We start from the raw sequence: 26,740 nt of genomic DNA on the forward strand, positions 1-26,740 counted from the left end.
TGCTCATCCGTAGCGAGTGGAGACGAAACCTTGAAGCGCCGTTCGGGCGGAAAGAGGGTATGGAACTGCGGGTCATCGAGAAGACCGACACGGAACTCCGTATCGAGATCGCCGGCGAGGACCACACGTTCATGAACGTTCTTAAGGGGGTGTTGCTGGAGGCCGACGACGTTGCCGCCGCAACGTACGACATGAATCCCGAACAGTCCGGAGGCCAGACCGAGCCCGTCCTCACCGTGAAATCCGAGACGGTCGATCCGCTCGACGCGTTGGAGACGGCCGCCGAGTCGATGACCGACCGGACGACGGCGCTCCGGGACACGGTGACTGCCGCCTGAGAACAGTCACGGGGGTTCCCGATCGTTCACCGTCGGCTCGTTCCGACCCAGGTCACTTTTTCACGCTCCGTGAGTCCTCTCAGTCCGCCGTTTCTCTCGGTCGTTCCGACGGAGGGCCATACCTAAGTACCGACTCGCCAATGGTGAGAGCATGTCACCGAGCGTTCTCATGCTGGGGTGGGGATACCCGCCGAACATCACCGGCGGGCTGGACGTCCACGTCGGGGAGCTGTTCTCCGGGTTACGAGACGAGTACGACGTCGACGCCAGGCTGGTGTTGCCGGCGGAGCTCGCCCCGGAGGACGAGCCCGGCGTGGAGGGCGTCGAGACGGGCGAGGGCGATGTTGCCACCCGCGTCGGCCGTCTCAGCGACCGATTCGTCGAACTCGCGCCCGACTACGACGTGATCCACACGCACGACTGGTTCGGCTACGGCCCCGGGCGCGAGGCCGCGCGGGCGTCTGACGCGACGTGGGTCTCGTCGTTCCACTCGCTCGCGAGCGACCGCAACATCGACCCGCCAAAACGCGAAGTCGAGACGGAGCGCCGGCTGGCGAACGCCGCGGACACGAATATCTCCGTCAGCGAGATCGTCCGGGAGGACGTCAAGGAGCTGTACGGCGCGGACTCCCGCGTCGTCTACAACGGGTTCTCGAAGCCAGAGTTCTCCGGAAAGGACGTGCGTGCCGACCTCGGCATCGACGGCGAGATGCTCTTCTTCGTCGGTCGTCATACCGACCAGAAGGGGATCTCACACCTGCTGTACGCGATGAAGAAGCTCCGCGGCCGCGACGTCACGCTCGTCGTCGGCGGCTCCGGCCACCAGACGGAGCAGCTGAAGCGGTTCTCGGAGCTCGTCGGGATCGAGGAGGACGTCGAGTTCGTCGGCTACGTGCCCGAAGCCGAGTTGGGCGACTACTACGCCGCCTCGGACGCGTTCGTCTCGCCGTCCTTCTCCGAGCCGTTCGGGATCACGATCACGGAGGCGCTGGAGGCGGGAACGCAGGTCGTCTCGACGCGGTGTGGAGCCGCGGAGATCCTGCCGGAGGACTGTTTGGTCGAGGTCACGCCTGACTCCGAGTCGATCGTCGACGGGCTCGTGACCGCGCTGAACCGGGAGTCGCTGCCGGAGTACGAGCGCCGCGACTGGTCCGAGGTCGCCGGCGACACGCTGGAGATATACGAAGAGGTCGCGTAGCCGACGCCTAGTTCTCGCGATACACGTCGATCTGCGCAACTGGCTCCGGGTGTCGGATCCGGAACCCGTCGGCCGTCTCGATCACGCCCCGAGTCGTCTCGACCGCGCCACGGTACGGCGTCCCGTCGCCGTCCCGTGGCTCCTCACCGCTGTACGGAGACGTGTACGGCGAGGCGTACGGGGAGTCGTCGAGGGGTTCATCGAAGCTCTCCGGCGGGAGGTATATCCGCTCACCGTCGTCGGAACGAACGATCACGGCCACGTCTCGTGTCCCTGTCACGTCGATGACCGTTCGGTTCTCCGTGACGCGCGTGTCGATGCCGACTTCAGGGGCGTCAATGTCGTCCATGTCGCTCTATGTGGGCGGGATCGGATTAACTGTGCCGACGCGAGTACGGGTCCTGTCGCCTCGTGGTCGCCCCTGGGTGGTGTGAACCCTTTTGTGCGGTCGCGTCGAACTTCGCACCGATGGACGTCAACAGCCATGCCGAGGAGCTCGCCTCCGACCTCGGCGTCGACAAAGCGGAGGTCAAAGCGGACCTCGAGAATTTACTGGAGTACAGCGTCCCGATAGACGAGGCCAAACAGAGCGTGCGGCGGAAACACGGCGGCGGTGGCGGCGGATCGAGTCCAACGCCGGACGCGGTCGATCTCGCGAACATAACCATCGACCACGGGAACGTCACCGTCACCGCCCGCGTGCTCACGCGCGGGACCCGAACGATCCGGTATCAGGGCGACGACCTCACGATCCGCGAGGGCGAGTTGGCGGACGGAACGGGGACGATTTCCTACACCGCGTGGCAGGACTTCGGGTTCGAACCCGGCGACTCCCTGACGATCGGCAACGCCGGCGTCCGTGAGTGGGACGGCTCGCCCGAACTCAACCTCAACGACTCGACCACGGTCGCCATCGCCGACGACCCGGTCAACGTCGACCACGAGGTCGGCGGCGACCGCGACCTCGTTGACATTGCGGCCGGCGATCGGGGACGCAACGTGGAGGTCCGTGTACTCGAGTGCGAGGAGAAGACCATCTCCGGGCGGGACGGCGAGACGGAGATCCTCGAAGGGGTCGTCGGCGACGAGACGGCCAAGCTCCCTTTCACCGACTGGGATCCCTCTCCCGAGCTGGAGCCCGGCGCGGACCTCCGGATCGAGGACGTGTACGTCCGCGAGTTCCGCGGCGTCCCGTCGATCAACCTCACCGAGTTCTCGACGGTGACTCTTCTTCCCAACCCGGTCACCGTCGCGGACGACGCCCCCCGACTCTCCGTCGCGGACGCCGTCGACTCCGGCGGGATGTTCGACGTCGAGCTCGTCGGGAACGTCCTCGAAGTACGTGACGGCTCCGGACTGATCGAGCGCTGTCCCGAGTGTGGGAGAGTCGTCCAGAACGGACAGTGCCGAAGCCACGGTGCGGTCGACGGCGAGGATGACCTCCGCGTGAAGGCGATCCTCGACGACGGGACCGCTACCGTCACCGTCGTGCTCGACGACGAGATCACGGCGGAGGTGTACGGCGGTGGCCTCGATGACGCCCTCTCAGCGGCAAAAGACGCGATGGACAAGGACGTGGTCGCGGACGCCATTGCGGAGGGCCTCGTCGGTGGAGCATATCGCGTCCGGGGGAGCCTCTCAGTCGACGAGTACGGCGCGACCCTCGACGCGACCGCGTTCGAGGTCGCGGACGACGACCCCGCGGACGTCGCTCGCGCGGCCCTCACAGAGGTGCGAGGATGAGCGACGACGGGCCCGGGACTCGCGAGGTCGCCCACCGGCTGTTCGCCGCGGAGTTCGACGACGCCTCGCTGTCGTATTCCGAGAGCGACGAGGAGCGCGCACCGAACTACGTGGTCACGCCGACGGGCGCGCGGGTGAACCGGCTGTTCGTCGCGGGCGTGCTCACGGAGGTCGAGCGCGTCAACGACGAGACGAGCCGCGGTCGGGTCGTCGATCCGTCGGCCGCGTTCGTCACCTACGCCGGGCAGTACCAGCCGGACGAGGCGGCGTTCCTCGAACGCGCGGGCCCGCCGACGTTCGTCGCCCTGACCGGCAAAGCGCGGACGTTCGAGCCGGAGGACTCCGACCGGGTGTTCACCTCGGTTCGCCCGGAGAGCCTCAACGAGGTCGACGCCGACGTCCGCGACCGGTGGGTCGTCTCCGCGGCCGAGGCGACGCTCGACCGGCTCGCCGTCCTCGCAAGGGCTCTCGACTCCGACCTGCGGGGTGAAGAGCTCCGCGCGGCCCTCGAGTCGGGCGGCGCGTCCGCGTCGCTCGCGGCGGGGATCCCGAAAGCGATCGACCACTACGGTACCTCGACCGCCTACGTCGAGGCGATCCGCCGGCTCGCGGTCGACGCCCTGGAGTTGATCGCTGGCGATCGCGAGGAGGTCCGGACGCCCGACATCGCCCCCGGCGAGGGTGGCGACGCCTCTGTCGGTGCCCTCCCCGATACCGACGTCCGGATCGCGACGGACGCTCCTGCCACGCACGTCGACAGCGAGAGCCTCGACGAGTCCGGCGAGGAGCCGGAAGTCGTCGATGACGAGGACGCCGGCAGAGCCGACGATGAGGGCCTGGACGGACTCAACGACGACGGACTCGGCGGTGACGACGGACTCGACGATGACTCGGACGCGGCGGTCCCGGCAGCGGAGACCGCGACTGGAGACGAGACCGAAGTGATGACCGGGACCGAAGCCGGATCGACCGAAGCCGGATCGACCGAAGCCGGATCGACCGAAGCCGGATCGACCGAAGCCGGATCGACCGGGACGGAACCGACGCTCGACGCGATCGATGACGGGAGCGACGACTTCGGCGACGACGAGGTCGGCGCATTCGACGATTCCGAAGGCAGCGACGGATCCGACATGTTGGGTGATACTGGGGGCAACGACTCCGGACTCGGGGATTTCGACGATGGCTCCGCGGAGCCCGACCTCGACGACGGGCTCGATGCGGAGACCGAGGACGGCGAGGGCTCGACTGCGGACGCCGACGCCGCAAGCGAGATGTACGAGCTCGACGACGAGGAGCGCGAGGAGATCGAATCCGAGTTCGGCACCGACTTCTCGACCGGCGGGGAGGTCGGCGATCCCGGCGAGGCCGACATCGACGTTCCGGATCCCGAGGAGCTATCGGAGACGCCGGACCCGGGCGAGACCGCAGAGACGCCCGGGACCGACCCCGGCGATGCGGACGGCGACACCGGCGGTGACGCCGACGACAGCGACGGGGACGCTGACGACAGCGACACCGGGGAGGACGACGACATCGACCTCGAAGCCGCCGCCGTCGAGACGATGACCGACCTCGACGACGGAGAGGGCGCGGACCGTGCCGCCGTCGTCGAGGCGGTGGCCTCGGAACACGGGGCGGACGAGTCGGACGTCGACGACGCGATCCGAGACGCGCTAATGAGCGGGAAGTGTTACGAGCCGGCCGACGGAGTGCTCAAGCCGATCTGATGGTCCCGGGTGAGCGGGTCGCCGTGGAGCCGGTCGTCGGCGAGCCGGCGGCCGTCGCCGACCTCGGGGGCGAGCGTGCGCTGCTCGTCGCCGACGTTCACGCCGGCATCGAGGTCGGCCTGCGCTACGAGCGCGGCGTCGAGTTGGACAGCCGTGCGACGGAGCGCCGCGAGCGACTGTGCCGGTTCGTTCGTGAGACCGACGCCGACCGGCTGGTCGTGCTCGGGGATCTGGCCCACCGGATCGGCGCGCCAGAAGGGGACGAGCGCGAGGAGATCGAAGAGCTCGTTCGGGCGATCACCGACCGCGTTCCGATGACGCTCGTGGAGGGAAACCACGACGCGGGCGTCGCCGAGGCGTTCGCGGACGTGGTCGACGTGGTCGGTCCGGGAGGCGCGCTGCTCGATCACGACGGTGTCGACGGTGACGATATCGACGGCGACGGCGGAGTCGCCGTCCTTCACGGGCATACGTGGCCCGATCCCGAGCTACTCGATGCCGACGTGATCTGCATGGGCCACGAGCACCCGCAAGTCAGGCTGGAGGACTCGGTCGGCGGATCGCGCGTCGAGCGCGCGTGGCTTCGCGGGGAAGTCGATCCACGGGCGTTTATCGAGAGCCGCGGAGAGAGGGACGCGGATGCGATCGAGGACCCACCCGAACTCGTCGTCTTCCCCGCGTTCAACGAGCGGTCCGGGGGGACGTGGGTGAACGTCGAGGGGCAGTCGTTCCTCGCACCGTTCCTCCCCGGCGCGCTCCCGGCCGGCGACGCCTACCTGCTGGACGGGACACGACTCGGGGAGTACCGACGGGTGTGACCGGATCGACTCGCTTCCGGCGTCTCACTCCTCGACCGGACGGAACCGGAACCCGTCCCACGACTGGCTCTCCGGCTCACGGATCCCCGCTCCGGGCTCGCGGAGCTCGTCGGCGTGGACCGGCTCGACGCGGTCCTCGATGGCGACGTCGAAGGTCTCACCGGAATCGTCCTCGCGCTCGGCTATCTGTCCGAGGGCGCGAACCGGTGGCCCGTCGTAGTCGTCGCCCATCTCGAACTCAACGATCGCGAGGCTGTTCGGCTCCCGCACCCCGGGCGGCGTCGCCGTCGACATCGTCCACGTGATCACGCGTGCCTCGTGCTCACGGAGGTCGACCGTCCCCACCCGTTCGGTTCCGTCCGGGCCGACCGGGTGTGGCGGGTACGACACCGCGCCGCCCGCGTACTCGGCCGCCTCGAAGATCGGTTCCTCGCCGCTTCCTGCCGTGTCGGATGCGTGGTCGCTCATTGGGTGCCCTCCAGGATCGTCGTGGTCACGCAGTTGCCGAACCCGCCGACGTTACACGCGAGGCCGGTGTCGGCCTCGACCTGCCGCGGACCGGCGTTTCCGGTGACCTGCTCGTATATCTCGTACACCTGTGCGACGCCGCTGGCTCCCAGCGGATGCCCCTTCGATTTGAGGCCACCAGAGGTGTTGATCGGTAACTCGCCGTCGCGGTCGGTGACGCCCGCCTCGACCGCCTTCCATCCCTCGCCCTTCTCGAAGAAGCCGAGGTCCTCGCTCTGGAGGAACTCGAGAATGGTGAACATATCGTGGAGCTCCGCCACGTCGACGTCGTCCGGCCCGATGCCGGCCATCTCGTAGGCGATGTCGGAGGAGTCGGCGACGCCGCCCATCGTCGTCGGGTCCGCGCGCTCGTGGACGACGTGGGTGTCGGTCGCGCCGCCGATCCCCGAAACCACGGCGTACTCGTCCTCCGGGACGTACTCGGCGGCGACGGACTCAGGGCAAAACACGAGCGCCGCGGAGCCGTCCGTGATCGGACAGAAGTCGTACAGCCGGAGGGGGTCGGCGACGACCGGCGACTCCAAGACCGTGTCGAGGTCGACCTCCTTTTGAAACTGCGCGTGTGGATTGTCGACGCCGTTCCTGTGGTTCTTGACCGCGACCTTGCCGAGGCTCTCACGGGGCGCGTCGTACTCGTCGAGGTAGAGGCGCGCGGTGAGCCCGGCGAAGGATGGGAGCGTGACGCCGTGTTTGTACTCGACCGGGTGCGTGAGCGACGCGATCACGTCGGTCGCTTCCGCGGTCGTCCGGTGGGTCATCTTTTCGCCGCCGACCAACATCGTACAGTCGCTCGCGCCGGAGGCGATCGACTGCCACGCGGCGTACACTCCCGCCCCACCCGACGAGGAGGTCTGGTCGATCCGGGCGGTGTACGCGGGCATGGCACCGAGGTCGTGGGCGAGCGCGTTCGGGACGCCGGTCTGTCCCTCGAACTCGCCGCTGGCCATGTTCGAGACGTACAGGTGATCGAGGTCGCCGCCGCCGATACCGGCGTCGTCGAGCGCGGCTTCGCCCGCCTCCGCGAGCAACTCGTTCACCCACGCGTCACGCTGCCCGAACCGGGTCATCGACGCGCCGATTATCGCTACGCGTTCCATATCCGTGGGTCCGCCGGCGGCACCTAAAACGTACCTTTCCGTAGTCGAGCGCTCCGGGCGGGCGGAGGGGTCCCGCGGTCAGTCCGCCGGGACGGACATCAGTCCGCTGGCGTCGGCGTCGGTCCCCGCTCCGACTCGGCGACCGTGACGTCGGCGAACGCCGCCCGACGGGCGTAGAAGAAGTAGACGTACGGCACCTTCGCCAACACGTCGAGGAAGACGTATGTGAACGCGATGCCGACCGCGCCGGCGAAGCCGAGCCCCTCCGGCCCCATCAGCCAGACGAAGGGGTACGCCAGCCACAGCAGGCCGATGTGGTTCTTGAGGAGGCTGAACAGCCCGAGCTGTGCCGGGTCGTCGGGGACCGACCGCGGGAACACCACGTACAGGTAGACGAACAGGCCGATGTGGAACGCGCCTGACAGGGCGAACAGCGCCCACTTGAGCGTCCCGTCTGCCACGACCGCAGCGGCACCGAAGGCGATCATCAGCGCGTCGGCGATCATCACGCCCGCGATGGCTCGGCGAGAAGCGCCGGCCACGTAGCCGACGAACCCGACGAGCAGGGGAGTCGTGACGAGCCAGTCGATGTACCGGAAGCCGACTAGTTCCGTTCCGTTAATCGTCGTCGTTCCGATCCCGAGCGCCATCGCGACGTACGAGAGTCCGGCAAAGCCCGGAATGACCGCCAGTGCGGCGAGGCGTCCCCGATGCTCAGATCCTTCGAGGCTACGGTACAGCGCCGCGGTGATTCCAACACCGACGAGGAAGGCGGCAGCGGCCACCCAGTACGCGACCGAGATGGGGTCCGTCATCGCTCACCCCCATCCGTCGTGGCCGGCGTTCCGACCGGTCCGGCGTCGAGGTCGGTGGAAGTCGTTCCGGACTCGACGGTAAAGGTCGCGACACGGTCCTGAAGCGTCGTCACAGCGTCCTGCTGGAACGCTCGGAGCGAGTCGGAGACCCGCTCGACGACCTCCTGCCCCTCCTTGATTTCGGTCGCCGCATCGGTCGCGGTGTCGGCCGTTTCGGTGCTGAGTTCGGTGATCGAATCGACCGACCCCGCAGTGTCCTGAACGGTATCGGCCTGATCCGCCGTGGTTCGCCGGATCTCCTCGAGTGACTGGTTGATCTCCTCCGCGGAGTCCGCGATGGTCTCGATGTCCGTCAACGTCGACTCGACGGTGTCGGTTCCGCTCTGGACCCGTTCCTGCGTCGACCGGATGGATACTGTCACTTCCTCGGTCTGGTCCGCGATTTCGTCTATCATCTCGTCTATCTCGTTCGCCCGCGACTGCGTCTCCTCGGCGAGGCTCTTCACCTCCTCGGCGACGACGCTGAATCCGCCGCCGTCGATGTCTCCGCCGGCTCTCGCAGCTTCGATCGACGCGTTCAACGCCAGCATGTTGGTCTGTTCGGCGATCTCTCCGATGATATCGACGATCTCGGTGATCTCACTCATGCCGGATTCGAGGCTCTCGACCCGATCGACCGCCTGTTCGGCCTCTGCCTCCACTTCTGCCATCTCGTCGAGTGCGGCCTGTGAAGAGTTTCGTGCGTCGCTGCTCGCCGTTGCGACCTCCTCGCTCCGTTCGGAGAGGTCGTCGACCGTGGCAGCGATCTCCTCGGCGGAGGCGCTGACAGCGTCGATGTCGGCCGCGATCGACTCTAACTCCTCGTGTTGTTCCTCGGCCTGTGTTCGGATCGTCGAGGCGGTCCCAACCGCGCCGCCGACGCGCTGTTCGACCTCCGTGCTCATCTGAGCCATCTCGCCGGCGTCCGTCTCGATCCGATCGGCCATCTCGGTGACCGTTTCGACGGTGGCCTGTAGGTCGTCCATCATTCGGTTGAAGGACTCGCCGACCGTTGCGAGCGCCTCGTCGCTCTCGTCGACCTCGACTCGTTGGGTGAGATCGCCCGTTGACGCCCGCTCCATCACCTCACCGTACCGTTCGGCGGTCCTTCGGTATCGGTCGGCCATCTCCGTGGCTTCGGTTTGGGCGTCCGACAGCTCCTCCTGTGTGCGTTCCATCTCAACGAGTCGCTCCTTGAGCGAGAGGCGCATCTCCTCGATCGACCCGGCCAACTGGCCGAACTCGTCGCTCCGGGTCGACCTGACCTGACTGTCAATGTTGCCGCGGGCGACGCGCTCGGTCTGTGCGCCAATCTCGGTGACGCTGGCAATCGTTTCGGCCGCGTTGATCGAGCCGAGCGTCAACAGTCCGGCGACGGCTGCCACGATAGTCGCGTTAACATCGTTTGTGACCACCCCGACGATGATAATAAACCCCCCTGTGGCGATATAACCAGCACCGAGTTTTGCTCCATAGCTGTTTTTCACCGCTGCTATCGGCATACGCTTACATCGATAACCAGAGTGATAAACCGCCGCCCCAATCTATCAAAGTCGATAATTCGGTCTGAAATAGCTAGTCACTCCGCCCGACGCCCAGCGTGACCGGGATAGTCGCGCTCGAATCGCGAGCCGATCTCCTCGCGGTCGATCCGGATGATTACCGGGCGGCCGTGAGGACAGGCGTACGGATTCTCACAGTCGTCGAGTCGGTCGAGTAGGTCGAGTACTCGCCCTTCTGTCAACGACGTGTTTCCGGTCACGGAGGGGTAACACGCGAGGTCGGCGAGCAGTTCGTCGACGACAGCCGTCACCGGTTCCGGTATCGTCCCATTGCCCCCTGCGCCTCCCTCGCCACGTCCGATGCCGTCGGCATCAAGGGTGCCATCGGCTTCACGCTCGCTCTCGGCGTCCACAGCGTCGGAGACGAACGCCGAGAGGGCGTCACGGAGGAGTTCGGGGTCGAGCGCCGCGTCGAACACGGCGGGGACCGCCTCGACGACGACCTCACGGTCGCCCGCACGCTCGGCACGGAACCCGATCTCGGCGAGGTCGTCAACGAACTCGCCGAACAGCGAAGCCTCCCGCGCAGTCAACTCGATCGACACCGGCTCGGCGAGCGCTTGTGCCGGCGCGCCGTCGGCGAACTCGCGTTTGAGCCGCTCGTAATTCACCCGCTCGTCGGCGGCGTGTTGGTCGATCAACACGAGCCCGTCCGAGGCCTCGGCTATCACGTACGTCTCGTGGAGCTGACCGAGCACGCGCAGGCGGGGCAGCGACTCGAACCCGCGTTCGTCCGCCGTCTCGTTGCCGGCGAGCGTGCGCTGGTTCGTGGGTCCTGACGTGGGCTCCGACTGATGTCCGTCTCGGATCGATGTCCCGGGAGATGACTTGCCGCGAGTTGGCGGATGCGACTCCGACCCCGACCGTCGTCTGGAAGGCTGACTCGCTGCGTCCTCGCCATTGCTCTCGGAGGCCGACCCCGTCGTATCAGCCGAGTTATTCGTGATCTCGACGCTGTTCGTGGCGTCAGAAACGCCGTCTCCGACGAATCCGGCGTCCTCATCCCCGACTTCCCCTCCGTTGGCGGAGCCGACTTCCCCTCCGTTGGCGGAGCCGACTTCCCCTCCGTTGGCGGAGCCGACTTCCCCTCCGTTGGCGGAGCCGACCTCCTCATCTTCGGCGGCGGATTCGACTTCCTCATCTCCGGCAGGTCCGACCTCCTCGCCGGCGGCGTCACGAGGTTCGGGTCCGCCGCCGATTCCCTCAACCGACCACGCGTCCGCGTCGTCGGGTTCGAGTCGTGTCGCGGACCCTTGTGGGTCGGGTTGTTCTGTCTCAGCGCTACCGTTCGTCTCCGTTGTATTGCCAATTCCCGCCCCGCCGACCGCCTCGGTGCCAAGGGGCTCAGGGTCGACGGCGGCCTCGTCCGGGGCAGACTGTCCGCGTGGAGCGCCCGACCGGATCAGTCCGTGATCGAGCAGGGCGGAGCCAACAGCGTCCTCAACCGCAGACCGAACGGCAGCCTCCTCGTCGAACCGGACCTCCAGCTTTCTTGGATGGACGTTGACATCGACGTCGTCCGGTGGGACCTCGACGAACAGGACGGTAAACGGGTATCGGTCCGGCGCGAGCTGTCCGTCGTAGGCATCGAGGACGGCCTCCCGGAGACTGCTCGCGGTGACGTACCGACCGTTGACGTATGTCCCGAGATAGTCGCGGCTCGCTCGGGTCGTCTCCGGATGCGAAACCAACCCAGTGACTCGGATGACGGACGGTGAGCCGTTTTCCGTCCGGGCGTTCAGACTCGACGAGTCAGCGCTCCCCTCATCCGGACGCCAGTCGACATCGAGCATTCCTTCGGCGACCTCTCTTCCGTACACCGCCAACACCGCCGAGCGGAGGTCGCCGTTCCCCTCCGTAGCGAACGTCTCCCGACCGTCGTGTTCGAGCGAGATGGCGACATCGGGGTTCGCGAGCGCGTAACTCGTGACAACGGTGTTGACGTGGTCGAACTCGGTTGTCACCCGCTTGAGAAACTTCTTCCGCGCAGGCGTGTTATAAAACAGGTCGTCGACCTCGACGACGGTCCCCGTCGGACAGCCTGCGGGGCGCACCTCGCCGACGGAGCCACCCTCGACTGATATCTCCGCGCCGGCGTCCGCGTCGGGCGGCTTCGACCGGACCGTGAGTCGGGAGACACCCCCGACGGTGTACAGCGCCTCGCCGCGGAACCCGAGGGTGGCGACGCCGGCGTCCAGATCGTCGATGTCGCCGATCTTCGAGGTGGCGTGTTCGGCGACGGCGGCTTCGAGCTGGTCGCCTTCGATCCCGACGCCGTCGTCGCGGACGCGGATCCCCTCGGTGCCACCGGCCTCGACACTCACGGCGACGCGGCTCGCGCCCGCGTCGAGGCTGTTCTCGACCAGCTCCTTGACGACGCTAGCCGGCCGCTCGACGACCTCGCCCGCGGCGATCCGCTGGATCGTCCGCTCGTCCAACCGTTCGATCTCGGGCGGCTCCATTGCTATCACGTACTCCGGCGAGCGCGTACTTCAAACCGTTCCCCGTTTCGTCTATCCACGGCACGCGGCTCGGGCCGGACGGGTAAACGCCCGGAATCGGTCGATCCGCGACGCCGTCAGACCCGACTCACGGCGTGGCGGGTTCGGGGTCCTCGGTACGGAAAAAGACGTCTTCGCCGGTCTCGGGGTCGAACAGGTGGAGGTCGGAGTCATCGAAAGTGATCCCGACCGTTTGATCCGGTTCCGGTTTGATCTCAGGCCGGGAGCGGGCGAGGAAGTCCTCCCCAAGCGTCAGGTGGACGTAGTTGTCCGAGCCGATCGGCTCGACGACTTCGACGGAGGTCCGCACGAGTTCGCTTCCGTCAGGGTTCTCGATCACGGTGACGTTTTCGGGACGGATCCCGAGCGTGTACGACGAGTCATGGAGTGTATGCCCGCGGAGGTACTCCTCGCTGAGTTCGATCTCGAAGCCAGCGCTCTCGTTTGTCAGTGTGGTTGACGAACCGGACGTGTCGACGTCGACATCGATGAAATTCATCGACGGTGAGCCGATAAAACCCGCAACAAAGCGGTTAATTGGGTTCTCGTACACCTCGGTCGGCGCACCGACCTGCTGGAGCTTTCCGTCGTTGAGTATGGCGAGTCGATCACCCATCGTCATCGCCTCCTCCTGGTCGTGAGTGACGTACATCGCCGTGACGCCGAACTCTTTCTGGAGCTTCTGTATCTCCGCGCGCATCTCCGTCCGGAGCTTAGCGTCGAGATTCGAGAGCGGCTCGTCGAACAGGAACACCTCCGGCTCGCGTGCGATGGCGCGGCCGAGCGCGACACGCTGTTTCTGTCCGCCGGAGAGCTCGTCGGGCTTGTCGTCGAGGAGCTCCGCAATGCCCATCATTTCGGCCATCTCTCGGACGCGGTCGTGGCGTTCCTCCGTCGTCATCTCGGTACTCATCTTGAGGCCGAACGCCATGTTCTCGCGGACGGTCTTGTGCGGATACAGCGCGTAGTTCTGAAACACCATCGCGACCGGACGGTTCTTGGCGTGGATGTCGGTCACGTCCTCGTCGTCGAAGCTGATTGTCCCCGAAGTCGGTTCTTCGAGTCCGGCAACCATCCGAAGGGTAGTCGTCTTCCCACAACCCGATGGCCCAACGACGGTGACGAACTCGCCGTCCTCGATTTCGAGGTCGATGTCGTCGACGGCGACAATGGTTCCCCTATCGAACTCCTTTCTGAGAGCGTCGAGCGTGACTTCCGCCATTTCCATATACGGAGGTGCCCTGCTATATTAGTCCTTCGGCAATTTTTCAAACAGTGATGTAATATCTCATCCTAAATATAAGTATAACGAACGATCCAAGATATTAAATGTGTGAAGATAGAATTCATCGTTTGTTACGAGCCATGAACGCAGACAGACGGACACTACTCAAGACGATCGGTGGATCGAGCGCGCTCGCGGCGTTCGCGGGCTGTGTGGGAGTTGACGACGGTGAGGATGACGACGACGAACCCGGAGCCGACGCCGACGGCGGCGTGGCCTCGATGTGGATCGACATGCAGGAGGCCGAAGAAGCAGACTTCAGCGACGACGTTTCGCAGTTCGGATCCGAAACCGACCACGTCATCGAAGTCGAAGAGCCCGGTGGCGAGCTCGACGAACAGCTCGACACCGCGATCCCCGCCGGCGACGGCCCGGATGGTTGGATCTGGGCACACGACTGGATCGGCCGGTTTGCCGTCCGCGAGGAGCCGCGCTTCCTCTATGACGCCTCCGACGACGTTGACATCGACCTCGACGCGTACACCGCACCCGCTCAGGAGGCGATCCAATTCGACGGCGGGCTCTACGGCCTGCCGTTCGCCTCCGAGACGGTGACCCTGTTCTACAACGAGGACATGGTCGACGAGCCGCCGGAGACGTTCGACGAGATGATCAGCGTGATGGATGACTTCCACAATCCCGAGGAGGGTGAGTACGGCCTCTCGTATCCGGTCACCGACCCGTACTTCGTGAGCGGGTTCCTCCAAGCGTACGGCGGCGACATCTTCGACGAGGCGAACCTCGAAGTCGGCCTCGACGCCGACGAAGTGAAGCAGGGTCTCGGCCGGCTCGAGGAGCTGTTCGACTACGTTCCCGCCGACCCCGGCTACGAGTCACAGATCGTCGCGTTCGCCGACGGGCTCGCGCCGTTCGCGATCAACGGGCCGTGGGAGATCGGTAACCTCTCCGATGAGATCGAGAATCTCGGCGTCGCGGAGCTACCGACGGTCGACGGCAACCACCCACGGAACTACACTGGAATCCAGACGATCTACTTCAGCGCCATGCTGGAGGACTCCGGACAGGACGCGGTCGACGCGCTCACCGAGTTCGCCGAGTGGTACACCACCAGCGAGGATGTCATCACCCACAACGCCGACCGGCACAGCTACATTCCGGTGCTTGCCGATGTGGTCGAGGGGAACGACCTCTCGCCGGAGGTCCAGGCGTTCGCCGAGCAGGTCGACAACGGTGTCCCGATGCCGACACACCCCGACATGGACAACGTGTGGGACCCCCTAGAGGAGGCGCTAACACGCGTGTTTAACGGCGACCAAGGCGGCGACGAGGCGCTCGACCAGGCCGCCGAGGAGATCCGAGACAGCCTGTAGACGCGTTTATATCATCTATCATGGCCACCTCAACCGGAACCGGGTCGAGTTCCAGCCCGCTGTCGCGGATCGCCGCCGCACTCCCCTTCACCAGACGCGACTGGGGGATCCTGTTGGTGATTCCCGGCGTGGTGTTGTTCTCGGCGTTCATGCTCTACCCGATCTTCTACCTGTTTTATATCTCGTTGACCGACGCGACCTTCGCCGGCTCCGTGATCGGGGGCGGAGCCGAGCTGATCGGGCTCGACAACTACGTACAGCTCCTGACCGACTCGCAGTTCTGGACATCGATGTCGATCACGTGGGCGTTCGTCGCCGTCTCGCTGGTGATCAAGGTGTTCGTCGCCGTCGGCATCGCACTGTTATTAAATCACGCGCGTGTCGCCGGCAAGCGCTACATGCGCGCGGCGGCGATCGTTCCGCTTGGCTTCCCCGCGATCTTCACGATCACGGTGTGGCGCGGAATGTTCAGCGACGCACGGTTCGGCGTGTTCAACGTGATGCTCGACTACTACAACACCGCGATTACCGGCCTGTTCGGCCTCGTCGACGTCGCCGTCTTTTTCACCGCGGTGGCGGTCCCGACGTTTCTGCTCGTCGAGCTCCCGGTCGGCTTCCTCAGCGGTCGCTGGTCGGCGTTTTTCGCGTACGTCACCACCGAAGTCTGGCTGGCGTACCCGTTTATGGTGATCATCATCGTGAGCGCACTCCAGGACGTTCCGCGAGAGCTCCACGAGGCAGCCATGGTGGACGGCGCCGGCTACCTCCAACGGTTCCGGACGGTGACGCTCCCGGCCATAAAGCGACCGGTGCTGTTCGCGGCGATTCTCACGGGCGCAACCTCGTTCCAGCAGTTCCTCATCCCATGGGTGTTCAATCAGGGGGGACCCGCACGACAGAACGAACTGATCATCGTCTACGGCTACCGTGAGGCGATCAGCTTCAACGAGTTCGGCCTGTCGGCAGCAATCCTGATCGTTGCCATCGCGTTCATCGGGCTGTTCATGTACGTCGCCGTCCGGTGGGGCCGTCTCGCCGAGGGGGTGGACGAATGATCGACGCGCTTCGCGGGGCGGCGGCGCTGCTCGTTTCCAAGCTCGTCCACTTCGTGACGGCTCCCAAGCGGTTCGTCGTCATGATCCAGCGGGCCGTCCACGACGTACGGACCGGTGAACGGACCGTATTCGACGTTGGAAAGAGCGTCTTCATGACGACACTCGGCGTTACGATGCTGCTCGTGCTGTTGTTCCCGTTGTACTGGATCACGGCGGCGTCGTTCGCGGAGGGCACCCGGCTGTTCAACACTGGGGGTATTTTCCCCGACCCGGCGACGTACAACCTCGACGCCTACCGGTGGGTTATCTTCGAGTCCGACTTCTTCTTTGTCGACGGCGACTGGGGATACCCACAGCTTCTCATCGGCGGTGGCGGGCTGGTCCCGCTCAGTATCGACTGGATCGGTACCGACACCGGCCCCGGCGCGCTGTTTAACAGCCTCTATCTCGTGTCGGTGACCATCGTCGCCGGCTTCGCGATGATCGTTCCGGGAGCGTACGCGTTCTCGCGCCGGAGCTTCATCGCGCGTAAGCGAATCCTCTACGGATACGTGCTGTTCACGCAGATCGGTGCCGGACTGTCGATCGCAACGCTTGTCGCGCTCTACTCGCTGTTTAGCGCGTACGGAGTGACGAACAACCTGTTCATTCTTGGACTGTTCTACGCTGCCGGCGCGATCCCGTTCAACACCTGGCTGTTGAAGACGTACATGGACAACATCCCCGTCTCCTACGAGGAGGCGGCGATGGTCGACGGCGCGAGCTTCCTCCAGACGATCCGGGAGATCATCATCCCGCTGACGAAGCCGGGATTGGCAGTCATCCTCATCTTCGTCTGGCTCGCCGGCTGGAACGAGTTCATCATCGCGCAAACACTGCTCAGCCCCGAGAACTATCCGCTCTCGGTCGAGCTGTACAACCTCGCGACAGAGGGTCGGTTCCAGACCCCGTGGACGCGCTTCGCGGCGTTCGCGAACCTGTTTGCGCTCCCGGTCGCGATTGTCTACTTCATGGCCCAGCGGTCGGTCGAAAGCGGCCTGTCTTTCGGCGGGATGGAAGGGTAACACAACACCCTCCCGGCAGCCGTTTTTATAACCGATCCGCGGCGATCCACACCGGGTGAGGCGCTCGGATCCGTTCCCGGTTAGTACCGAGGCGAGCGTGAGCGACGGCGGGAGTAAGTCTCGCAATACGGTTTGGTAGTTGTTTATAAGTGGGTTAGTGGTGTTGCTGGCGGCGATTTATATATGGGTGGTGCTGTGGTGACCGCTTCCATATCTCCAGCTGTCCATTTATAAACGGTTAGCGACGAATCGTCGGTGAAGACTTCCAAAGCCCCAGCCTGCTCCGGTCGAGGGGCTCGCTGCGCGCTCAAACGGGCTCGCTATGCTCGCCCGTTTCAGTGCTTGCGTCGTCATCAGAACGCTCCGCGTTCTGATCGGCTCACGAGAGCGCCGCTCTCGTGAACGCCCGTCTTCCCGGAGCAGGCTGCCCCTTTGAGTCCCACCCCGCACCGCACAGCACCCGCACCTCACGCCTCCCCAACCTCGCCGGAACGGTGCTCGCAAGCGCCGTTCCGGGCTCCCTCGCGCCGTCGGTTCGCGCCCTTTCAAGGGCGCGAACCGGGGCGCGCCACAGCATCGTCCATTTATAAGCGATCGTCGCTGTCGCTTACAGTCTGTTTAAATACGATCCTGCCACCACCGATGTGAGACACTCACTCCCGACATCGATCGTGGTTTGCTCTTCGCTCGCTTTGTTCGCGCTGCGTCTCACAGGATACGAATCCTGCGCGCATTTGCGGCTCACGGATTGTTCGCCGCAAAATGCGCGGGACCGGATTCGAACCGGCGGACCCCTACGGGATAGCGTCCTAAGCGCTACGCCTTTGGCCTGGCTCGGCAACCCGCGCGCAACACACCGTACACGGAAGCGATTCAAGAACCTAACGAACCGCGGGCGGACGAAAAAGCCCCGTGACAGGCGGGTTAGCAGTACTCACAGTTACAGTACTTTTCACACACTGGATTATCACAGTTCGCGCCTCGTGCGGAGCAGTGTTCGCGTCCGTGGCGGATCAATAAGACGTGAAGTGGATAGATCAGTTCGTCCGGGATCTGCTCGTCTAACACCTCGTGAGCGCGGCCATTAGAGGCCGATTCGGGAACGAGTCCAAACCGCTTCGAGACACGCTCGACGTGAGTATCGACCGCCATCGTCGGCTTTCCAAAGTGAAAATTCAACACAACGCTTGCGGTTTTCGGCCCGACGCCTTTGATATCCGTCAACCACGCTTTGGCATCGTTAGTCGCCATCGCGTCGAGAAACGCCAGCGAGTACGCGCCGCCAGTCTCCTCTCGGATCGCGGTCAGCGCACGCTGGATACGAGCGGCTTTCTGGTCGGGGAGTCCGGCCACACGGATCGTCTCTTTTAGTTCGTCGTGATCGGCGGCCTCAATCGCCGCGAAGTCGTCGTACCGGTCGAACAGCGCCTCCGACGCCCGCCGAGTATTCTCGTCAGCGACGTTTTGTGAGAGGATCGTCGTCACCAGTTGTCGGACCCCCTCACCCGGGTCAGCGGTCGGGTCCGCGCCGTGTTCTGCCACCCGATCGACGGGATCGTATAAGAACACGAGATCATCGTGAAGCTCGCGAACGCGCGTCTCGTTCCACGTCTGCGTCGACATACCATTACTACGTGTGAGAGCGACTTGAGGGCGGCGGCTGTGGAGCGGCGGTGCGGCGTCCACTCCACGGAGACACAGCCACGCCGACGCCGCTATTTATATACTGTCAGGGAATACGAAGGGGTGTGTATCGAGCCAGTGATCGCGTCGACAACGAGGAGTGGATCTCCCGGCTCGAAGCCGCGTGTGCGGAGCTCGGCCTCGACGATGAGGTCTGCTCGACCGCGACCGATGTGTTTCTCTCGGGCATCCCGGACGCCGACCGGTCGAAGGCCGCAACCGCCGCCGCAAGCCTCTACGCCGCCGCCCTGATTCGCGGGCAAGAGCGCTCGCAGTCCGCCGTCGCTGACGCGATGGATGTCTCTCGACTCTCCGTACAGACGCGCTGGAAATCCCTTTTGGAGGAGGCCGGCTTCTCTCCGCCGACGTGGTAATCGGCTCGGGACGCTGCCACACAGAACAGGTAACTCACCAACAGATTTATATATAATTGTAAAGTTTCCTTTACTGTAAAGCGTACTTTACGGAACGGACGCTTTACACGTCATGAACGAACACGAAATCTCCGCAACGAAACGGCTCTCCAGGCGGAAACGCTACAAGCAACTGATGTACGGTCTCCTCCTCGGGGGAATTCTCGCGCTGTGGACCGGGATGTATCTCGATCGGTTCCTCGTCGGCGTTCTTCTCTATTGGGGCGGCTTCTTCGGAATGATAGCCGTCTGGCAGCTCAGCTCTGTGACGCTGTACGACGAACGCGACACCGCCATCGAACGGAAGGCGAGCGACTACACGCTCGGCGTCTTCGCGTTCGTCTTCGTCCTCGGTGTTCCCGGTGGGATCGCCTTAGAAGCGGGTGGCATCCTCGAACTGCCCGCCGCCTTCGATGGGGCGATGTGGACGCTGTTCGCGATATACGTCGTCTTCGCCGTCGTCTACACCGTACTTCGACGGCGATCATGAGAAACGACGTCCGTGATCGACGGGCCGAGACCGGCGAGAGCCAGGCCGACCTCGCCGCCGCGGTCGGCGTCACCAGACAGAGCATCAACGCCATCGAGCGCGGACGCTACGACCCCTCGCTCGATCTGGCGTTCGCGCTTGCCGACCACTTCGACTGCCGAATCGAGGACCTATTCGATCCCGACGCGGAAGCCGCCGACGAGGAGTGAGCGTCCGATCCCGGGTAGCCTCACTTCGGCGTCGCGACGACTCCGAGGTGGTCCTCGTGGAACCGATCGAGACGCGCGGTTTCGAGCACCTCGTAGGCGTTCCGGAGCCGGTCGAGCGACCGCTCGAACACCGCCTCCGGCTCGGCGGTGGAGTCCTCGCTTCGCGCCTTGATCGCGAGCACCAATCGGCCGTCGTCCGCGAGGAACCGTGCGTTCCGCACCGCCACGTCCGCCTGTCCGCGGGTCGCGACATCCTGAACGATCGCGTCAACGCCGGACTCGACCACGTGCGCGTACGTCGTCGGCTTCCGGGCGTCCTTCAGGAGGGGAAAGAGTCGGTCCCGGGGCTCCGCGGCCTCGACGAGGTCCCGCGCCGGACGCGGCGCAAACTCCACCGCATACGTCGGCCCGGCGAAGTCGGCGACGTGGCTCACGGTCGTCCCACTCGCTGCGCCGAGGTACAGTACGGTCTCGCCACCCGTCAATCCGGTGTCGAACCCGAGTTCAAACATTCCACCGAGCTTCGAACGCTCGGGGTCCCACGCGCGCCAGTCGCCGTCCGTGGGCTCGCCGTAGACCGGCGGGCCGCGGGTCGCGAGTCGCGTCTCGTCCTCGAACTCGTGCCGTTCGACGCCATCCGGCAGGGAGCGATCACTCATCCGTGTCACCCCCGTTCGTGCCGTTCTCCGCTTCGTTGCCCTCGTCGTCTCCAGTGCTCCCGCCCTCGTCGCTTCCGTCCGACCCCGACCGCGCCCGGATCGTCGCCATCCGGGCGCGGAGGTCCGCGTGGATCGACTCCCGGCGTTCGCCGGAGTAGTGGTCGACGCGAGCCGCGAGCGTCAGCTTGCCCGCGAGCGCTCGCGCGGCCGAGCCGCGCTCCTCCGGGGGAGTTCCGCGGACGAACTCGTGGGTGTAGATGATCCCGTGTTTCGGCGACGGCGCGTGCCCGGAGAGGTGTGCGAACAGCGCGTCCTCCGCACCGAGTACCTGAACCGTTCCGGAGGGTTTCTTCGCCAGCGACTCCAGCCCGCCGGCGAGCGCGATCAGCCGCGCCGCGAGCTCCGGACCGGCCATCTCCGTCAGGTTGGGCGCGACCGCGGGCGCGAGCCGATCGATGGTCGTCGCGAGCGCGTCCCGCTCGTCCGCGAGCCCGACAACGCGCTCGGAGAGGGCGATCGCTCGACGCTCCAGCTCGCCCGACGGTTCCCGGCCGGCGACCGCTCGCGCGCCCTCGATCCCGGGATCGACGTCGTCAAAGAGGCTTCCGGACCACTCAGCGGCGCGTTCGGACAGCTCGTTGGCGACGCGCTCGCAGTCATCTCTCGCCCGCACGGCGTGGATCAGCTGTCGGTCGTCCGCGCGTTCCCGCTCTCTAACGCTCGCGCGGGTCGCTCCGGTCGTTGCGGCGTGGAGACGGTCGTAGTAGTCCTCCTCGTCGGCAGCGAACCCGGAGGCGACCGCGAGCCGCGGCCACTCCCGTGGCTCGTCGGCCGTTCCGTCCACGATTCGCGCGTGGGTCGGCTGGGTGGAATCGTCGACGTCCTCCGCCGGAAGACCGGCGAACCAGCCGTCACCGGGGTCGATCGGAGCGGCGGCAGCGGGAACGCCGGCGTCGGAAGCGCCGTCGTGTTCCGAGTTGGGATCAGTCATGACCGACGCTACTCGGTCCGGTCGTATAGACGTTCCCGAAGCGTCGTCCGAAGGGAGGGAGGGAGGTGGGCGGACGAGGACCGGGGCGAGGCCGACCGACGGCGTCAGTCGTCGGCCGGGTCGGCTCGGACGTCCGCGAAGACGCCGCCGGCACCCGTTTTGGCCTCGGCGAGCGTTGCGCCCGCGAGTCCGCCGACCGCACCGCCGGTGCTCGCCGCGTTCCGGCTCACGAGCCCGCCGACTGCTGCGCCGACCGCCGCTCCGACCGCCGCGTACTTCGCTCTCGATACTGCCGTAGTGATTCTGGATCCCATATCCGAGAGATATCGCCCAGATTACAAAAATCTGTCTGCCGTCGTGGTACTGCGGGAGTATCGGTGGCGGGCCGGTAGCTGGCGGCTCTCACTGGAGCCGTTTCGTCGTCTCGACGAGCGGGTGGCGGGCGTAGTCGACGATCTCGATGTCGGTAATCGCTTCCAACCCCTCCTTTTCGGCCGTCTTCGCCATGCCGAGTTCGACCGTCGTCCCGGGTACGATCACGTACGCGTCCATCGACTCGACCCCCATCTCGTGGGCGGCCATCACGCGGTGGTGGCCGTCGGCGAGGTGGAGCACGCCACCGTTGTCGATGACGACGAGCGGCTCGGCGAGTTCGCGTTCCAGCTCGTACTGCCGCCCCTCCAGCTCATCGGCGTACACCCGCGCCTGCGTCGGGATCAGGTCGTCGAGCGCGACCTCTCGGCGGCTCTCCGTGAGCTCGACGCCGTGGATCTGTTCGAGCGTCCGCATGAGCTTCCCCACCTTTCCGGGGGTCGCGCGCTCGATCTGGGATCGAACGACGTCCGTGTTGGAAATGATCCCGACGAGGTTGTCGGCGTCGTCGACGACGGGGAGCTTCTGGATCCCGGATCGGAGAATGACCCGTGCGGCGTCGGTGACCTTCATTTCGGGATGCGCGACTATCAGGTCGGTGGACATCACGGTGAACACCGGGGCGTCCTCGTCGGCGAGCAGCAGATCGCCGGCGGACACGAACCCTTCAACGGTCCGTCCATCGGTGACGGGGAACCCCTTGTGGCCCGTCGTTTCGACCATTCGTTCGGCGACCGACGAGACGGTGTCGTCGGGGGTTACAGTCTCGACGTCACGGGTCATGTACTCGCCGACCGTCGGCTTTCCGGTCATCGGATAACGTACGAGGTCGGTCGCATTAAAATCTGGGGGGTCACCGGAGCGCCGCGGCGGGCTCGTACTCCAGTCCCTCGCGAACGACGAACTCCAGCGCGTTGACGACGTAGTGGGCGACGACGACGACGAGAAGACTGCCCGTGTACACGAACAGCGTTGCGAGCGCGAACCCCAGAACGCCGGTGACGGCGATGCCGAGCCGGCCCTGCGCGCCGTGACCGAGACCGAAGGCGATTGAGGACGCGACCGCGAGGAGCCACGGGTCGATCTCGAACCCGACCGCGAACGCGCCGATCAGCGCGCCCCGGAACAGCGCCTCCTCGAAGAGGGCGATCACGGGGAGGACGACGACGAGCAGGAAGGCCCACCCTCGCGCGTCCGTCGGTGCCATCGCCTCGCGGAGCCGTTCCGGCGCGGTCGCGCCGACGCGCGTCCCGAGCGCCGCGGCGACCTCGTTGCCGGCGTAAAGCGCGACCCCGGCGGCGACTCCCCAACCGAGGACGAACGAGGCGGGCACCACGTCGAGGCCGAACGCCGACGCGGGGACGCCGGTCCACCACGCGACCGCGACGAGAGCCCCCAGCGCGACCCCCTGTGAGACCGTCAGGTTCGCCAGAAGAAGCGTTGTCGTGAGGGTCGGCTCTGACCGTCGATCCGGATCGTGAGAGACGGTGTCCGCGGGAGCAGCGGCGTCGGGGGCCGCGTCGCTGGCGGCGTCGGGGGCCGCGTCGCTGGCGGCAGTGGCATCGTCGTCGGCGGACGCGTCGGCCGGCTCGCCCGCGAGGTCGCTCGCGTCGTCGACGATCCGGATCCGTTCGAGCGTCCGCTGGGAACGGCGAGTGAAAGAGAGCAACAGAAGCGTGAGAGCGACGGTCGCGACCGCGAACGTCGCCCAGTCGGTCATTCGTCGCGGGAGCGATTACTGCGGGCTCGGACTGGAGGGCTTCGAGACCCCCTGCTCTTTCAGCGCCGAGCCGGTGATCGATTTGAGACGGGCGACGAGCGAGTCTTTCTCGGCTTCGCCCTCCAAGGCGATGTCGAGCACCTCACTGATGTGTGAGACGGGGATTATCTCCACCATCTCCTCGTACTCGTCCTCGATCATCACGTCCTGCTCGTTGGCGGCAGGGATGATGACCCGCGTACAGCCGGCCTTCGCCGCCGCCTCGATCTTGTGGGTGACGCCGCCGACCGGGAGCACGTCGCCGCGAACCGACAGCGAACCGGTCATTGCGAGGCTCTGATCGACGCCGACGTTCTCCAACGCGCTGATCACGGCGGTCGCGACCGTGATCGATGCGCTATCCCCGTCGACTCCCTGCTGGCCCGCTTGGACGAACTGGATGTGGATGTCCATCTCCGAGATGTTCTCGTCGGAGAACTTCTTGATGATCGCGGAGACGTTCGAAACGGACTCCTGGGCCATCTCCTTGAGCTGTCCGGTGGCGATCACTTCTCCGGGACCCTGCGAGGGCGCGACCTCGGCCATCACCGGGAGCATGATCCCGGAGTCCTCGCCCATCACGGCGAGCCCGTTGACGCGGCCGACGACGTAGCCGTCGGAGACCTGGAGCTCGTAGTCCTTGCGCCGCTCGATGAAGTCGTCGGCGAGCTGCTGTTCGATGGAGCGCGACCGCCCCTTCGCGGCGAGCACGTGCTCACGAGTGGTCAACTCGGCGTCCTCGCCGCGGGCGATGTCGCCCGCGACCCGGACCATGCCGCCGAGGTTCCGCATCTCCAGCGTGAGCTGGCCCTTCCGGCCGGACCGACGCTTGGCTTCGAGGATGACCTCCTCGACGGCCTCGGCGGTGAACTCCGGAAGCCGACCGTCCTTTGCGACCTCCTGAGCGATGAAGCGCACGTACTTCCGGCGCATGTCGGGAGTGTCCTCGATCGTGTCCTCCATGTACACCTCGTATCCGTACCCCTTGATACGGCTCCGGAGCGCCGGATGCATGTTCTCCATCGCGTCGAGGTTCCCCGCCGCGATCATGACGAAGTCGGTCGGGACGGGCTCCGTCTGGACCATCGCGCCCGAGGAACGCTCGGACTGACCGGTGATGGAGAACTCGCCCTCCTGGATCGCCGTCATGAGGTGCTGCTGGGAGCGGACATCGAGCGTGTTGATCTCGTCGATGAACAACACGCCCTTGTTCGCCTTGTGGATCGCGCCCGCCTCGACGCGGTCGTGGCTGGGCGTCTCCATCCCGCCGGACTGGAACGGGTCGTGGCGGACGTCGCCGAGCAGCGCGCCGGCGTGGGCACCCGTCGAGTCGCGGAACGGCGCGGTCTTCGTGTCGCCGTTGTTCACGAGCAGGTTCGGGATCATCGCGTCCGAGCCCCGGTTCAAGTAGCGGAAGACGAGGTAGACGACACCGGCCGCGATGATGCCGATGAGGATCTGGCCGACGATGATGAGCGCGTACGCCAACACGACGGCGACGATGATCCACATCAGAAGCGACCGCATCTGGTTGCGCTTGCGCGCCTCCTCCTTGTGGGCGTCGACGATCTGATCGCCTTTGCCCGCGGGCACCGTCCGAACCTTCGGCTTGTTGCCGTCGTCCGGGTTGTGATAGACCAGAACGTCCTGTAGCTCCTCTTTGGGGAGCAGCTCCGACATCGCCTTCGCGAGCATCGACTTCCCGGTCCCCGGCGAGCCGATCATCATCACGTGGCGGCGCTGCTTGGCCGCCTTGATGATCACATCGCGGGCGTGCTCCTGCCCGATGACCTGATCGACCAGCCGGTCGGGAATCTCGATCGCCGAGGTGTCGTCGATCTTCAGGCCGCCGAGCAGGTCGTCCTCGTCGGGGTCCTCCTCGACTTCCGCGCCTTCGACCTCGACCGTGCTACCGAGTTCGTCGATGCCGCCGTCGTCGACAGGCCCCTCGATACCGTCCTCGGAGCCGTCGGGCGTGGTCTCGTCGTCGATGTCGACCTCGTCGTCGATGTCGATCCCGTCGTCCCACGGGTCCTCGTCGTTCGACTTCCCGTTCGCACTCGACTCTCCGTTTTCCTCCCACTCGACGTCGTCTCCCGACTCCTCGCCGTCGTCCACGGTCACGTCGGGAGTACGGAAGCCGTCGTCGGACGGGTCCGGACGGTCCGGATCCGAGTCGGAACCGGCACTCGCCGGCGGTTCGTCCGGACGCTCGCCGTCCGGAACGGACTGCTCGTCGACGTCGGGATCGGAGCGGGGGTCCTCCTCGTCGGGGGGCACGCCGTCTCCGTTTTCTGCCGGATTTCGGGCGTCCTCGTCCGGCGGATCGTTCGGGTCCTTCTCGTTGCTCATAGAATCGATATCCGTTATCAAAGTGGAAGGGTCGGCTACTGATATACTTTCTCCCCGCGGATGTTCCGGACGCAGCGTGCGAGACACACGATATCGGCAGTATCCGGGCCAAAGAGCCGTTCAACCGGTCCCGCGGTGTTTATAAACCGCGGCACCGCTACTCCCGGGTATGCGGGGGTTCTACATCGGGCGGTACCAGCCGTTTCACGACGGCCACAGACACATGGTCGAGGAGATCGTCGACGAGGTCGACGAGCTCGTCTTGGGGATCGGCTCCGCCGGCGACTCGCACACGACGAGAAACCCGTTCACCGCGGGCGAGCGCGTGATGATGGTGACGAAGGCCGTCGAGGAGCTCGACGCCACGACGTACGTCGTGCCGATCGAGGATCTGGATCGGAACTCCGTCTGGGTGAGCCACGTCCGGAGCATGACGCCTCGGTTCGACGTCGCGTACTCCAACAATCCGCTCGTCGTCCGGCTGTTCGAGGAGGCCGGCGTGGAAGTTCGGGGCTCCCCGATGTTCCGGCGGGAGGTGCTGGAAGGGGCCGAGCTCCGCGAGCGGATCATCCACGGTCGCGACTGGGCCGATCTGGTTCCCGAGACCGTCGCGGACGTCATCCGTGAGATCGACGGAGCCGAGCGGATCCGCCGGATCGCGGAGACCGACGCGATTGAGGAGACGGGGGAGTGAGTCGGGGCGACCAC

26 protein-coding genes and 1 tRNA gene are annotated in these 26,740 nt (G+C 65.6%); 12 read left to right on the top strand and 15 right to left on the bottom strand.

Annotated features, from left to right (window positions below; genetic code table 11):
* The first annotated feature begins 59 nt into the window (after window positions 1–59).
* Together J2751_RS08535 and J2751_RS08540 are read left to right on the top strand one after the other, a co-directional pair.
* Window positions 60–338: a DNA-directed RNA polymerase subunit L gene (locus J2751_RS08535; RefSeq protein WP_209485141.1), complete on the top strand. Its 279-nt coding sequence runs from the start codon at window positions 60–62 to the stop codon at window positions 336–338.
* 169 nt (window positions 339–507) lie between these two features.
* Complete coding sequence (locus J2751_RS08540) at window positions 508–1,536, top strand: glycosyltransferase family 4 protein (RefSeq protein ID WP_209485240.1); 1,029 nt, start codon at window positions 508–510, stop codon at window positions 1,534–1,536.
* Between the two features lie 7 nt (window positions 1,537–1,543).
* On the opposite strand, the gene J2751_RS08545 is transcribed toward J2751_RS08540, so the two are convergent.
* Window positions 1,544–1,885: a DUF7510 family protein gene (locus tag J2751_RS08545; RefSeq protein WP_209485143.1), complete on the bottom strand. Its 342-nt coding sequence runs from the start codon at window positions 1,883–1,885 to the stop codon at window positions 1,544–1,546.
* A gap of 119 nt (window positions 1,886–2,004) precedes the next feature.
* Between J2751_RS08545 and J2751_RS08550 the strand changes: the two genes are divergently transcribed.
* The 3 genes from J2751_RS08550 to J2751_RS08560 are packed head-to-tail and all read left to right on the top strand — an operon-like array spanning window position 2,005 to window position 5,827.
* Entirely contained in the window at window positions 2,005–3,279 is a 1,275-nt protein-coding gene (locus tag J2751_RS08550) for a Single-stranded DNA binding protein (RefSeq protein WP_209485145.1), read from the top strand.
* Window positions 3,276–5,009 carry a hypothetical protein gene (locus J2751_RS08555; protein ID WP_209485147.1) on the top strand — a complete coding sequence of 578 codons (1,734 nt, stop codon included), beginning with the start codon at window positions 3,276–3,278 and terminating at the stop codon, window positions 5,007–5,009. Before J2751_RS08550 ends, J2751_RS08555 begins: the two co-directional genes overlap by 4 nt.
* A complete protein-coding gene (locus J2751_RS08560; protein WP_209485149.1) occupies window positions 5,009–5,827 on the top strand; it encodes a metallophosphoesterase in 819 nt (272 codons plus the stop codon). The genes J2751_RS08555 and J2751_RS08560 overlap by 1 nt, the downstream gene beginning before the upstream one ends.
* Before the next feature lie 24 nt (window positions 5,828–5,851).
* Here J2751_RS08560 and J2751_RS08565 read toward each other — a convergent pair whose 3' ends face one another.
* From J2751_RS08565 to J2751_RS08590, 6 genes are all read right to left on the bottom strand, one after another.
* Complete coding sequence (locus J2751_RS08565) at window positions 5,852–6,295, bottom strand: hypothetical protein (protein WP_209485152.1); 444 nt, start codon at window positions 6,293–6,295, stop codon at window positions 5,852–5,854.
* Complete coding sequence (locus J2751_RS08570) at window positions 6,292–7,452, bottom strand: thiolase family protein (RefSeq protein ID WP_209485153.1); 1,161 nt, start codon at window positions 7,450–7,452, stop codon at window positions 6,292–6,294. The genes J2751_RS08565 and J2751_RS08570 overlap by 4 nt, the downstream gene beginning before the upstream one ends.
* A gap of 98 nt (window positions 7,453–7,550) precedes the next feature.
* Entirely contained in the window at window positions 7,551–8,267 is a 717-nt protein-coding gene (locus tag J2751_RS08575; protein ID WP_209485155.1) for a bacteriorhodopsin, read from the bottom strand.
* Complete coding sequence (locus tag J2751_RS08580) at window positions 8,264–9,691, bottom strand: methyl-accepting chemotaxis protein (RefSeq protein WP_321168665.1); 1,428 nt, start codon at window positions 9,689–9,691, stop codon at window positions 8,264–8,266. Before J2751_RS08580 ends, J2751_RS08575 begins: the two co-directional genes overlap by 4 nt.
* Before the next feature lie 194 nt (window positions 9,692–9,885).
* Window positions 9,886–12,330 carry a DNA mismatch repair endonuclease MutL gene (gene mutL / locus J2751_RS08585; protein WP_209485159.1) on the bottom strand — a complete coding sequence of 815 codons (2,445 nt, stop codon included), beginning with the start codon at window positions 12,328–12,330 and terminating at the stop codon, window positions 9,886–9,888.
* Between the two features lie 127 nt (window positions 12,331–12,457).
* Window positions 12,458–13,591 (bottom strand): ABC transporter ATP-binding protein, encoded by a 1,134-nt coding sequence (locus tag J2751_RS08590; RefSeq protein WP_209485161.1) that lies wholly within the window; start codon window positions 13,589–13,591, stop codon window positions 12,458–12,460.
* 143 nt (window positions 13,592–13,734) lie between these two features.
* On the opposite strand from J2751_RS08590, the gene J2751_RS08595 reads away from it, so the two are divergent.
* The 3 genes from J2751_RS08595 to J2751_RS08605 are packed head-to-tail and all read left to right on the top strand — an operon-like array spanning window position 13,735 to window position 17,104.
* Window positions 13,735–14,985 (top strand): extracellular solute-binding protein, encoded by a 1,251-nt coding sequence (locus J2751_RS08595; RefSeq protein ID WP_209485162.1) that lies wholly within the window; start codon window positions 13,735–13,737, stop codon window positions 14,983–14,985.
* A gap of 20 nt (window positions 14,986–15,005) precedes the next feature.
* Window positions 15,006–16,040 (top strand): carbohydrate ABC transporter permease, encoded by a 1,035-nt coding sequence (locus J2751_RS08600; protein ID WP_209485164.1) that lies wholly within the window; start codon window positions 15,006–15,008, stop codon window positions 16,038–16,040.
* Window positions 16,037–17,104, top strand: a complete 1,068-nt coding sequence (locus tag J2751_RS08605; protein ID WP_209485166.1) for a sugar ABC transporter permease — start codon at window positions 16,037–16,039, stop codon at window positions 17,102–17,104. Before J2751_RS08600 ends, J2751_RS08605 begins: the two co-directional genes overlap by 4 nt.
* A gap of 763 nt (window positions 17,105–17,867) precedes the next feature.
* Here J2751_RS08605 and J2751_RS08610 read toward each other — a convergent pair.
* Window positions 17,868–17,952: transfer RNA gene (locus J2751_RS08610), tRNA-Leu, on the bottom strand.
* A 76-nt stretch (window positions 17,953–18,028) separates the two neighbouring features.
* Complete coding sequence (locus J2751_RS08615; RefSeq protein ID WP_209485168.1) at window positions 18,029–18,727, bottom strand: endonuclease III domain-containing protein; 699 nt, start codon at window positions 18,725–18,727, stop codon at window positions 18,029–18,031.
* A gap of 125 nt (window positions 18,728–18,852) precedes the next feature.
* Between J2751_RS08615 and J2751_RS08620 the strand changes: the two genes are divergently transcribed.
* The 3 genes from J2751_RS08620 (at window position 18,853) to J2751_RS08630 (ending at window position 19,899) form a co-directional block, all read left to right on the top strand.
* Entirely contained in the window at window positions 18,853–19,161 is a 309-nt protein-coding gene (locus J2751_RS08620) for a transcription initiation factor IIB family protein (protein ID WP_209485170.1), read from the top strand.
* A gap of 112 nt (window positions 19,162–19,273) precedes the next feature.
* Window positions 19,274–19,690, top strand: a complete 417-nt coding sequence (locus tag J2751_RS08625; protein WP_209485172.1) for a DUF2178 domain-containing protein — start codon at window positions 19,274–19,276, stop codon at window positions 19,688–19,690.
* Window positions 19,687–19,899, top strand: a complete 213-nt coding sequence (locus tag J2751_RS08630; protein WP_209485174.1) for a helix-turn-helix transcriptional regulator — start codon at window positions 19,687–19,689, stop codon at window positions 19,897–19,899. Before J2751_RS08625 ends, J2751_RS08630 begins: the two co-directional genes overlap by 4 nt.
* Before the next feature lie 20 nt (window positions 19,900–19,919).
* Here J2751_RS08630 and J2751_RS08635 read toward each other — a convergent pair whose 3' ends face one another.
* The 6 genes from J2751_RS08635 to lonB form a co-directional block, all read right to left on the bottom strand.
* A complete protein-coding gene (locus J2751_RS08635) occupies window positions 19,920–20,558 on the bottom strand; it encodes a fibrillarin-like rRNA/tRNA 2'-O-methyltransferase (RefSeq protein ID WP_209485176.1) in 639 nt (212 codons plus the stop codon).
* Window positions 20,551–21,549: an NOP5/NOP56 family protein gene (locus J2751_RS08640; protein WP_209485178.1), complete on the bottom strand. Its 999-nt coding sequence runs from the start codon at window positions 21,547–21,549 to the stop codon at window positions 20,551–20,553. The genes J2751_RS08635 and J2751_RS08640 overlap by 8 nt, the downstream gene beginning before the upstream one ends.
* 104 nt (window positions 21,550–21,653) lie before the next feature.
* Entirely contained in the window at window positions 21,654–21,863 is a 210-nt protein-coding gene (locus J2751_RS08645; protein WP_209485180.1) for a glycine zipper domain-containing protein, read from the bottom strand.
* 88 nt (window positions 21,864–21,951) lie between these two features.
* Window positions 21,952–22,734, bottom strand: coding sequence for a CBS domain-containing protein (locus J2751_RS08650; protein ID WP_209485182.1), 783 nt, complete (start codon window positions 22,732–22,734; stop codon window positions 21,952–21,954).
* A 40-nt stretch (window positions 22,735–22,774) separates the two neighbouring features.
* Window positions 22,775–23,641, bottom strand: coding sequence for a CPBP family intramembrane glutamic endopeptidase (locus tag J2751_RS08655; RefSeq protein WP_209485184.1), 867 nt, complete (start codon window positions 23,639–23,641; stop codon window positions 22,775–22,777).
* A 15-nt stretch (window positions 23,642–23,656) separates the two neighbouring features.
* On the bottom strand, window positions 23,657–26,032 hold the full coding sequence (gene lonB, locus J2751_RS08660; protein ID WP_209485186.1) for an ATP-dependent protease LonB: 2,376 nt from the start codon (window positions 26,030–26,032) through the stop codon (window positions 23,657–23,659).
* Between the two features lie 169 nt (window positions 26,033–26,201).
* Here lonB and J2751_RS08665 point away from each other — a divergent pair, with 169 nt between their 5' ends.
* Entirely contained in the window at window positions 26,202–26,726 is a 525-nt protein-coding gene (locus J2751_RS08665) for a nicotinamide-nucleotide adenylyltransferase (protein WP_209485188.1), read from the top strand.
* The last annotated feature ends 14 nt before the right edge of the window (window positions 26,727–26,740 follow it).

The organism is Halorubrum alkaliphilum (genome assembly GCF_017873815.1).
GTDB classification, from domain to species: domain Archaea; phylum Halobacteriota; class Halobacteria; order Halobacteriales; family Haloferacaceae; genus Halorubrum; species Halorubrum alkaliphilum.

What these genes read in the sequence shown, in the direction of transcription:
- mutL (WP_209485159.1), bottom strand. Translation starts at nt 12,330, where the DNA reads ATGGAGCCGCCCGAGATCGAACGGTTGGACGAGCGGACGATCCAGCGG.
- J2751_RS08605 (WP_209485166.1), top strand. Translation starts at nt 16,037, where the DNA reads ATGATCGACGCGCTTCGCGGGGCGGCGGCGCTGCTCGTTTCCAAGCTC.
- J2751_RS08570 (WP_209485153.1), bottom strand. Translation starts at nt 7,452, where the DNA reads ATGGAACGCGTAGCGATAATCGGCGCGTCGATGACCCGGTTCGGGCAG.
- J2751_RS08535 (WP_209485141.1), top strand. Translation starts at nt 60, where the DNA reads ATGGAACTGCGGGTCATCGAGAAGACCGACACGGAACTCCGTATCGAG.
- J2751_RS08600 (WP_209485164.1), top strand. Translation starts at nt 15,006, where the DNA reads ATGGCCACCTCAACCGGAACCGGGTCGAGTTCCAGCCCGCTGTCGCGG.
- J2751_RS08615 (WP_209485168.1), bottom strand. Translation starts at nt 18,727, where the DNA reads ATGTCGACGCAGACGTGGAACGAGACGCGCGTTCGCGAGCTTCACGAT.
- J2751_RS08565 (WP_209485152.1), bottom strand. Translation starts at nt 6,295, where the DNA reads ATGAGCGACCACGCATCCGACACGGCAGGAAGCGGCGAGGAACCGATC.
- J2751_RS08630 (WP_209485174.1), top strand. Translation starts at nt 19,687, where the DNA reads ATGAGAAACGACGTCCGTGATCGACGGGCCGAGACCGGCGAGAGCCAG.
- J2751_RS08625 (WP_209485172.1), top strand. Translation starts at nt 19,274, where the DNA reads ATGAACGAACACGAAATCTCCGCAACGAAACGGCTCTCCAGGCGGAAA.
- J2751_RS08590 (WP_209485161.1), bottom strand. Translation starts at nt 13,591, where the DNA reads ATGGCGGAAGTCACGCTCGACGCTCTCAGAAAGGAGTTCGATAGGGGA.
- J2751_RS08640 (WP_209485178.1), bottom strand. Translation starts at nt 21,549, where the DNA reads ATGACTGATCCCAACTCGGAACACGACGGCGCTTCCGACGCCGGCGTT.
- J2751_RS08645 (WP_209485180.1), bottom strand. Translation starts at nt 21,863, where the DNA reads ATGGGATCCAGAATCACTACGGCAGTATCGAGAGCGAAGTACGCGGCG.
- lonB (WP_209485186.1), bottom strand. Translation starts at nt 26,032, where the DNA reads ATGAGCAACGAGAAGGACCCGAACGATCCGCCGGACGAGGACGCCCGA.
- J2751_RS08555 (WP_209485147.1), top strand. Translation starts at nt 3,276, where the DNA reads ATGAGCGACGACGGGCCCGGGACTCGCGAGGTCGCCCACCGGCTGTTC.
- J2751_RS08595 (WP_209485162.1), top strand. Translation starts at nt 13,735, where the DNA reads ATGAACGCAGACAGACGGACACTACTCAAGACGATCGGTGGATCGAGC.
- J2751_RS08635 (WP_209485176.1), bottom strand. Translation starts at nt 20,558, where the DNA reads ATGAGTGATCGCTCCCTGCCGGATGGCGTCGAACGGCACGAGTTCGAG.
- J2751_RS08575 (WP_209485155.1), bottom strand. Translation starts at nt 8,267, where the DNA reads ATGACGGACCCCATCTCGGTCGCGTACTGGGTGGCCGCTGCCGCCTTC.
- J2751_RS08540 (WP_209485240.1), top strand. Translation starts at nt 508, where the DNA reads ATGCTGGGGTGGGGATACCCGCCGAACATCACCGGCGGGCTGGACGTC.
- J2751_RS08650 (WP_209485182.1), bottom strand. Translation starts at nt 22,734, where the DNA reads ATGACCGGAAAGCCGACGGTCGGCGAGTACATGACCCGTGACGTCGAG.
- J2751_RS08655 (WP_209485184.1), bottom strand. Translation starts at nt 23,641, where the DNA reads ATGACCGACTGGGCGACGTTCGCGGTCGCGACCGTCGCTCTCACGCTT.
- J2751_RS08560 (WP_209485149.1), top strand. Translation starts at nt 5,009, where the DNA reads ATGGTCCCGGGTGAGCGGGTCGCCGTGGAGCCGGTCGTCGGCGAGCCG.
- J2751_RS08665 (WP_209485188.1), top strand. Translation starts at nt 26,202, where the DNA reads ATGCGGGGGTTCTACATCGGGCGGTACCAGCCGTTTCACGACGGCCAC.
- J2751_RS08550 (WP_209485145.1), top strand. Translation starts at nt 2,005, where the DNA reads ATGGACGTCAACAGCCATGCCGAGGAGCTCGCCTCCGACCTCGGCGTC.
- J2751_RS08545 (WP_209485143.1), bottom strand. Translation starts at nt 1,885, where the DNA reads ATGGACGACATTGACGCCCCTGAAGTCGGCATCGACACGCGCGTCACG.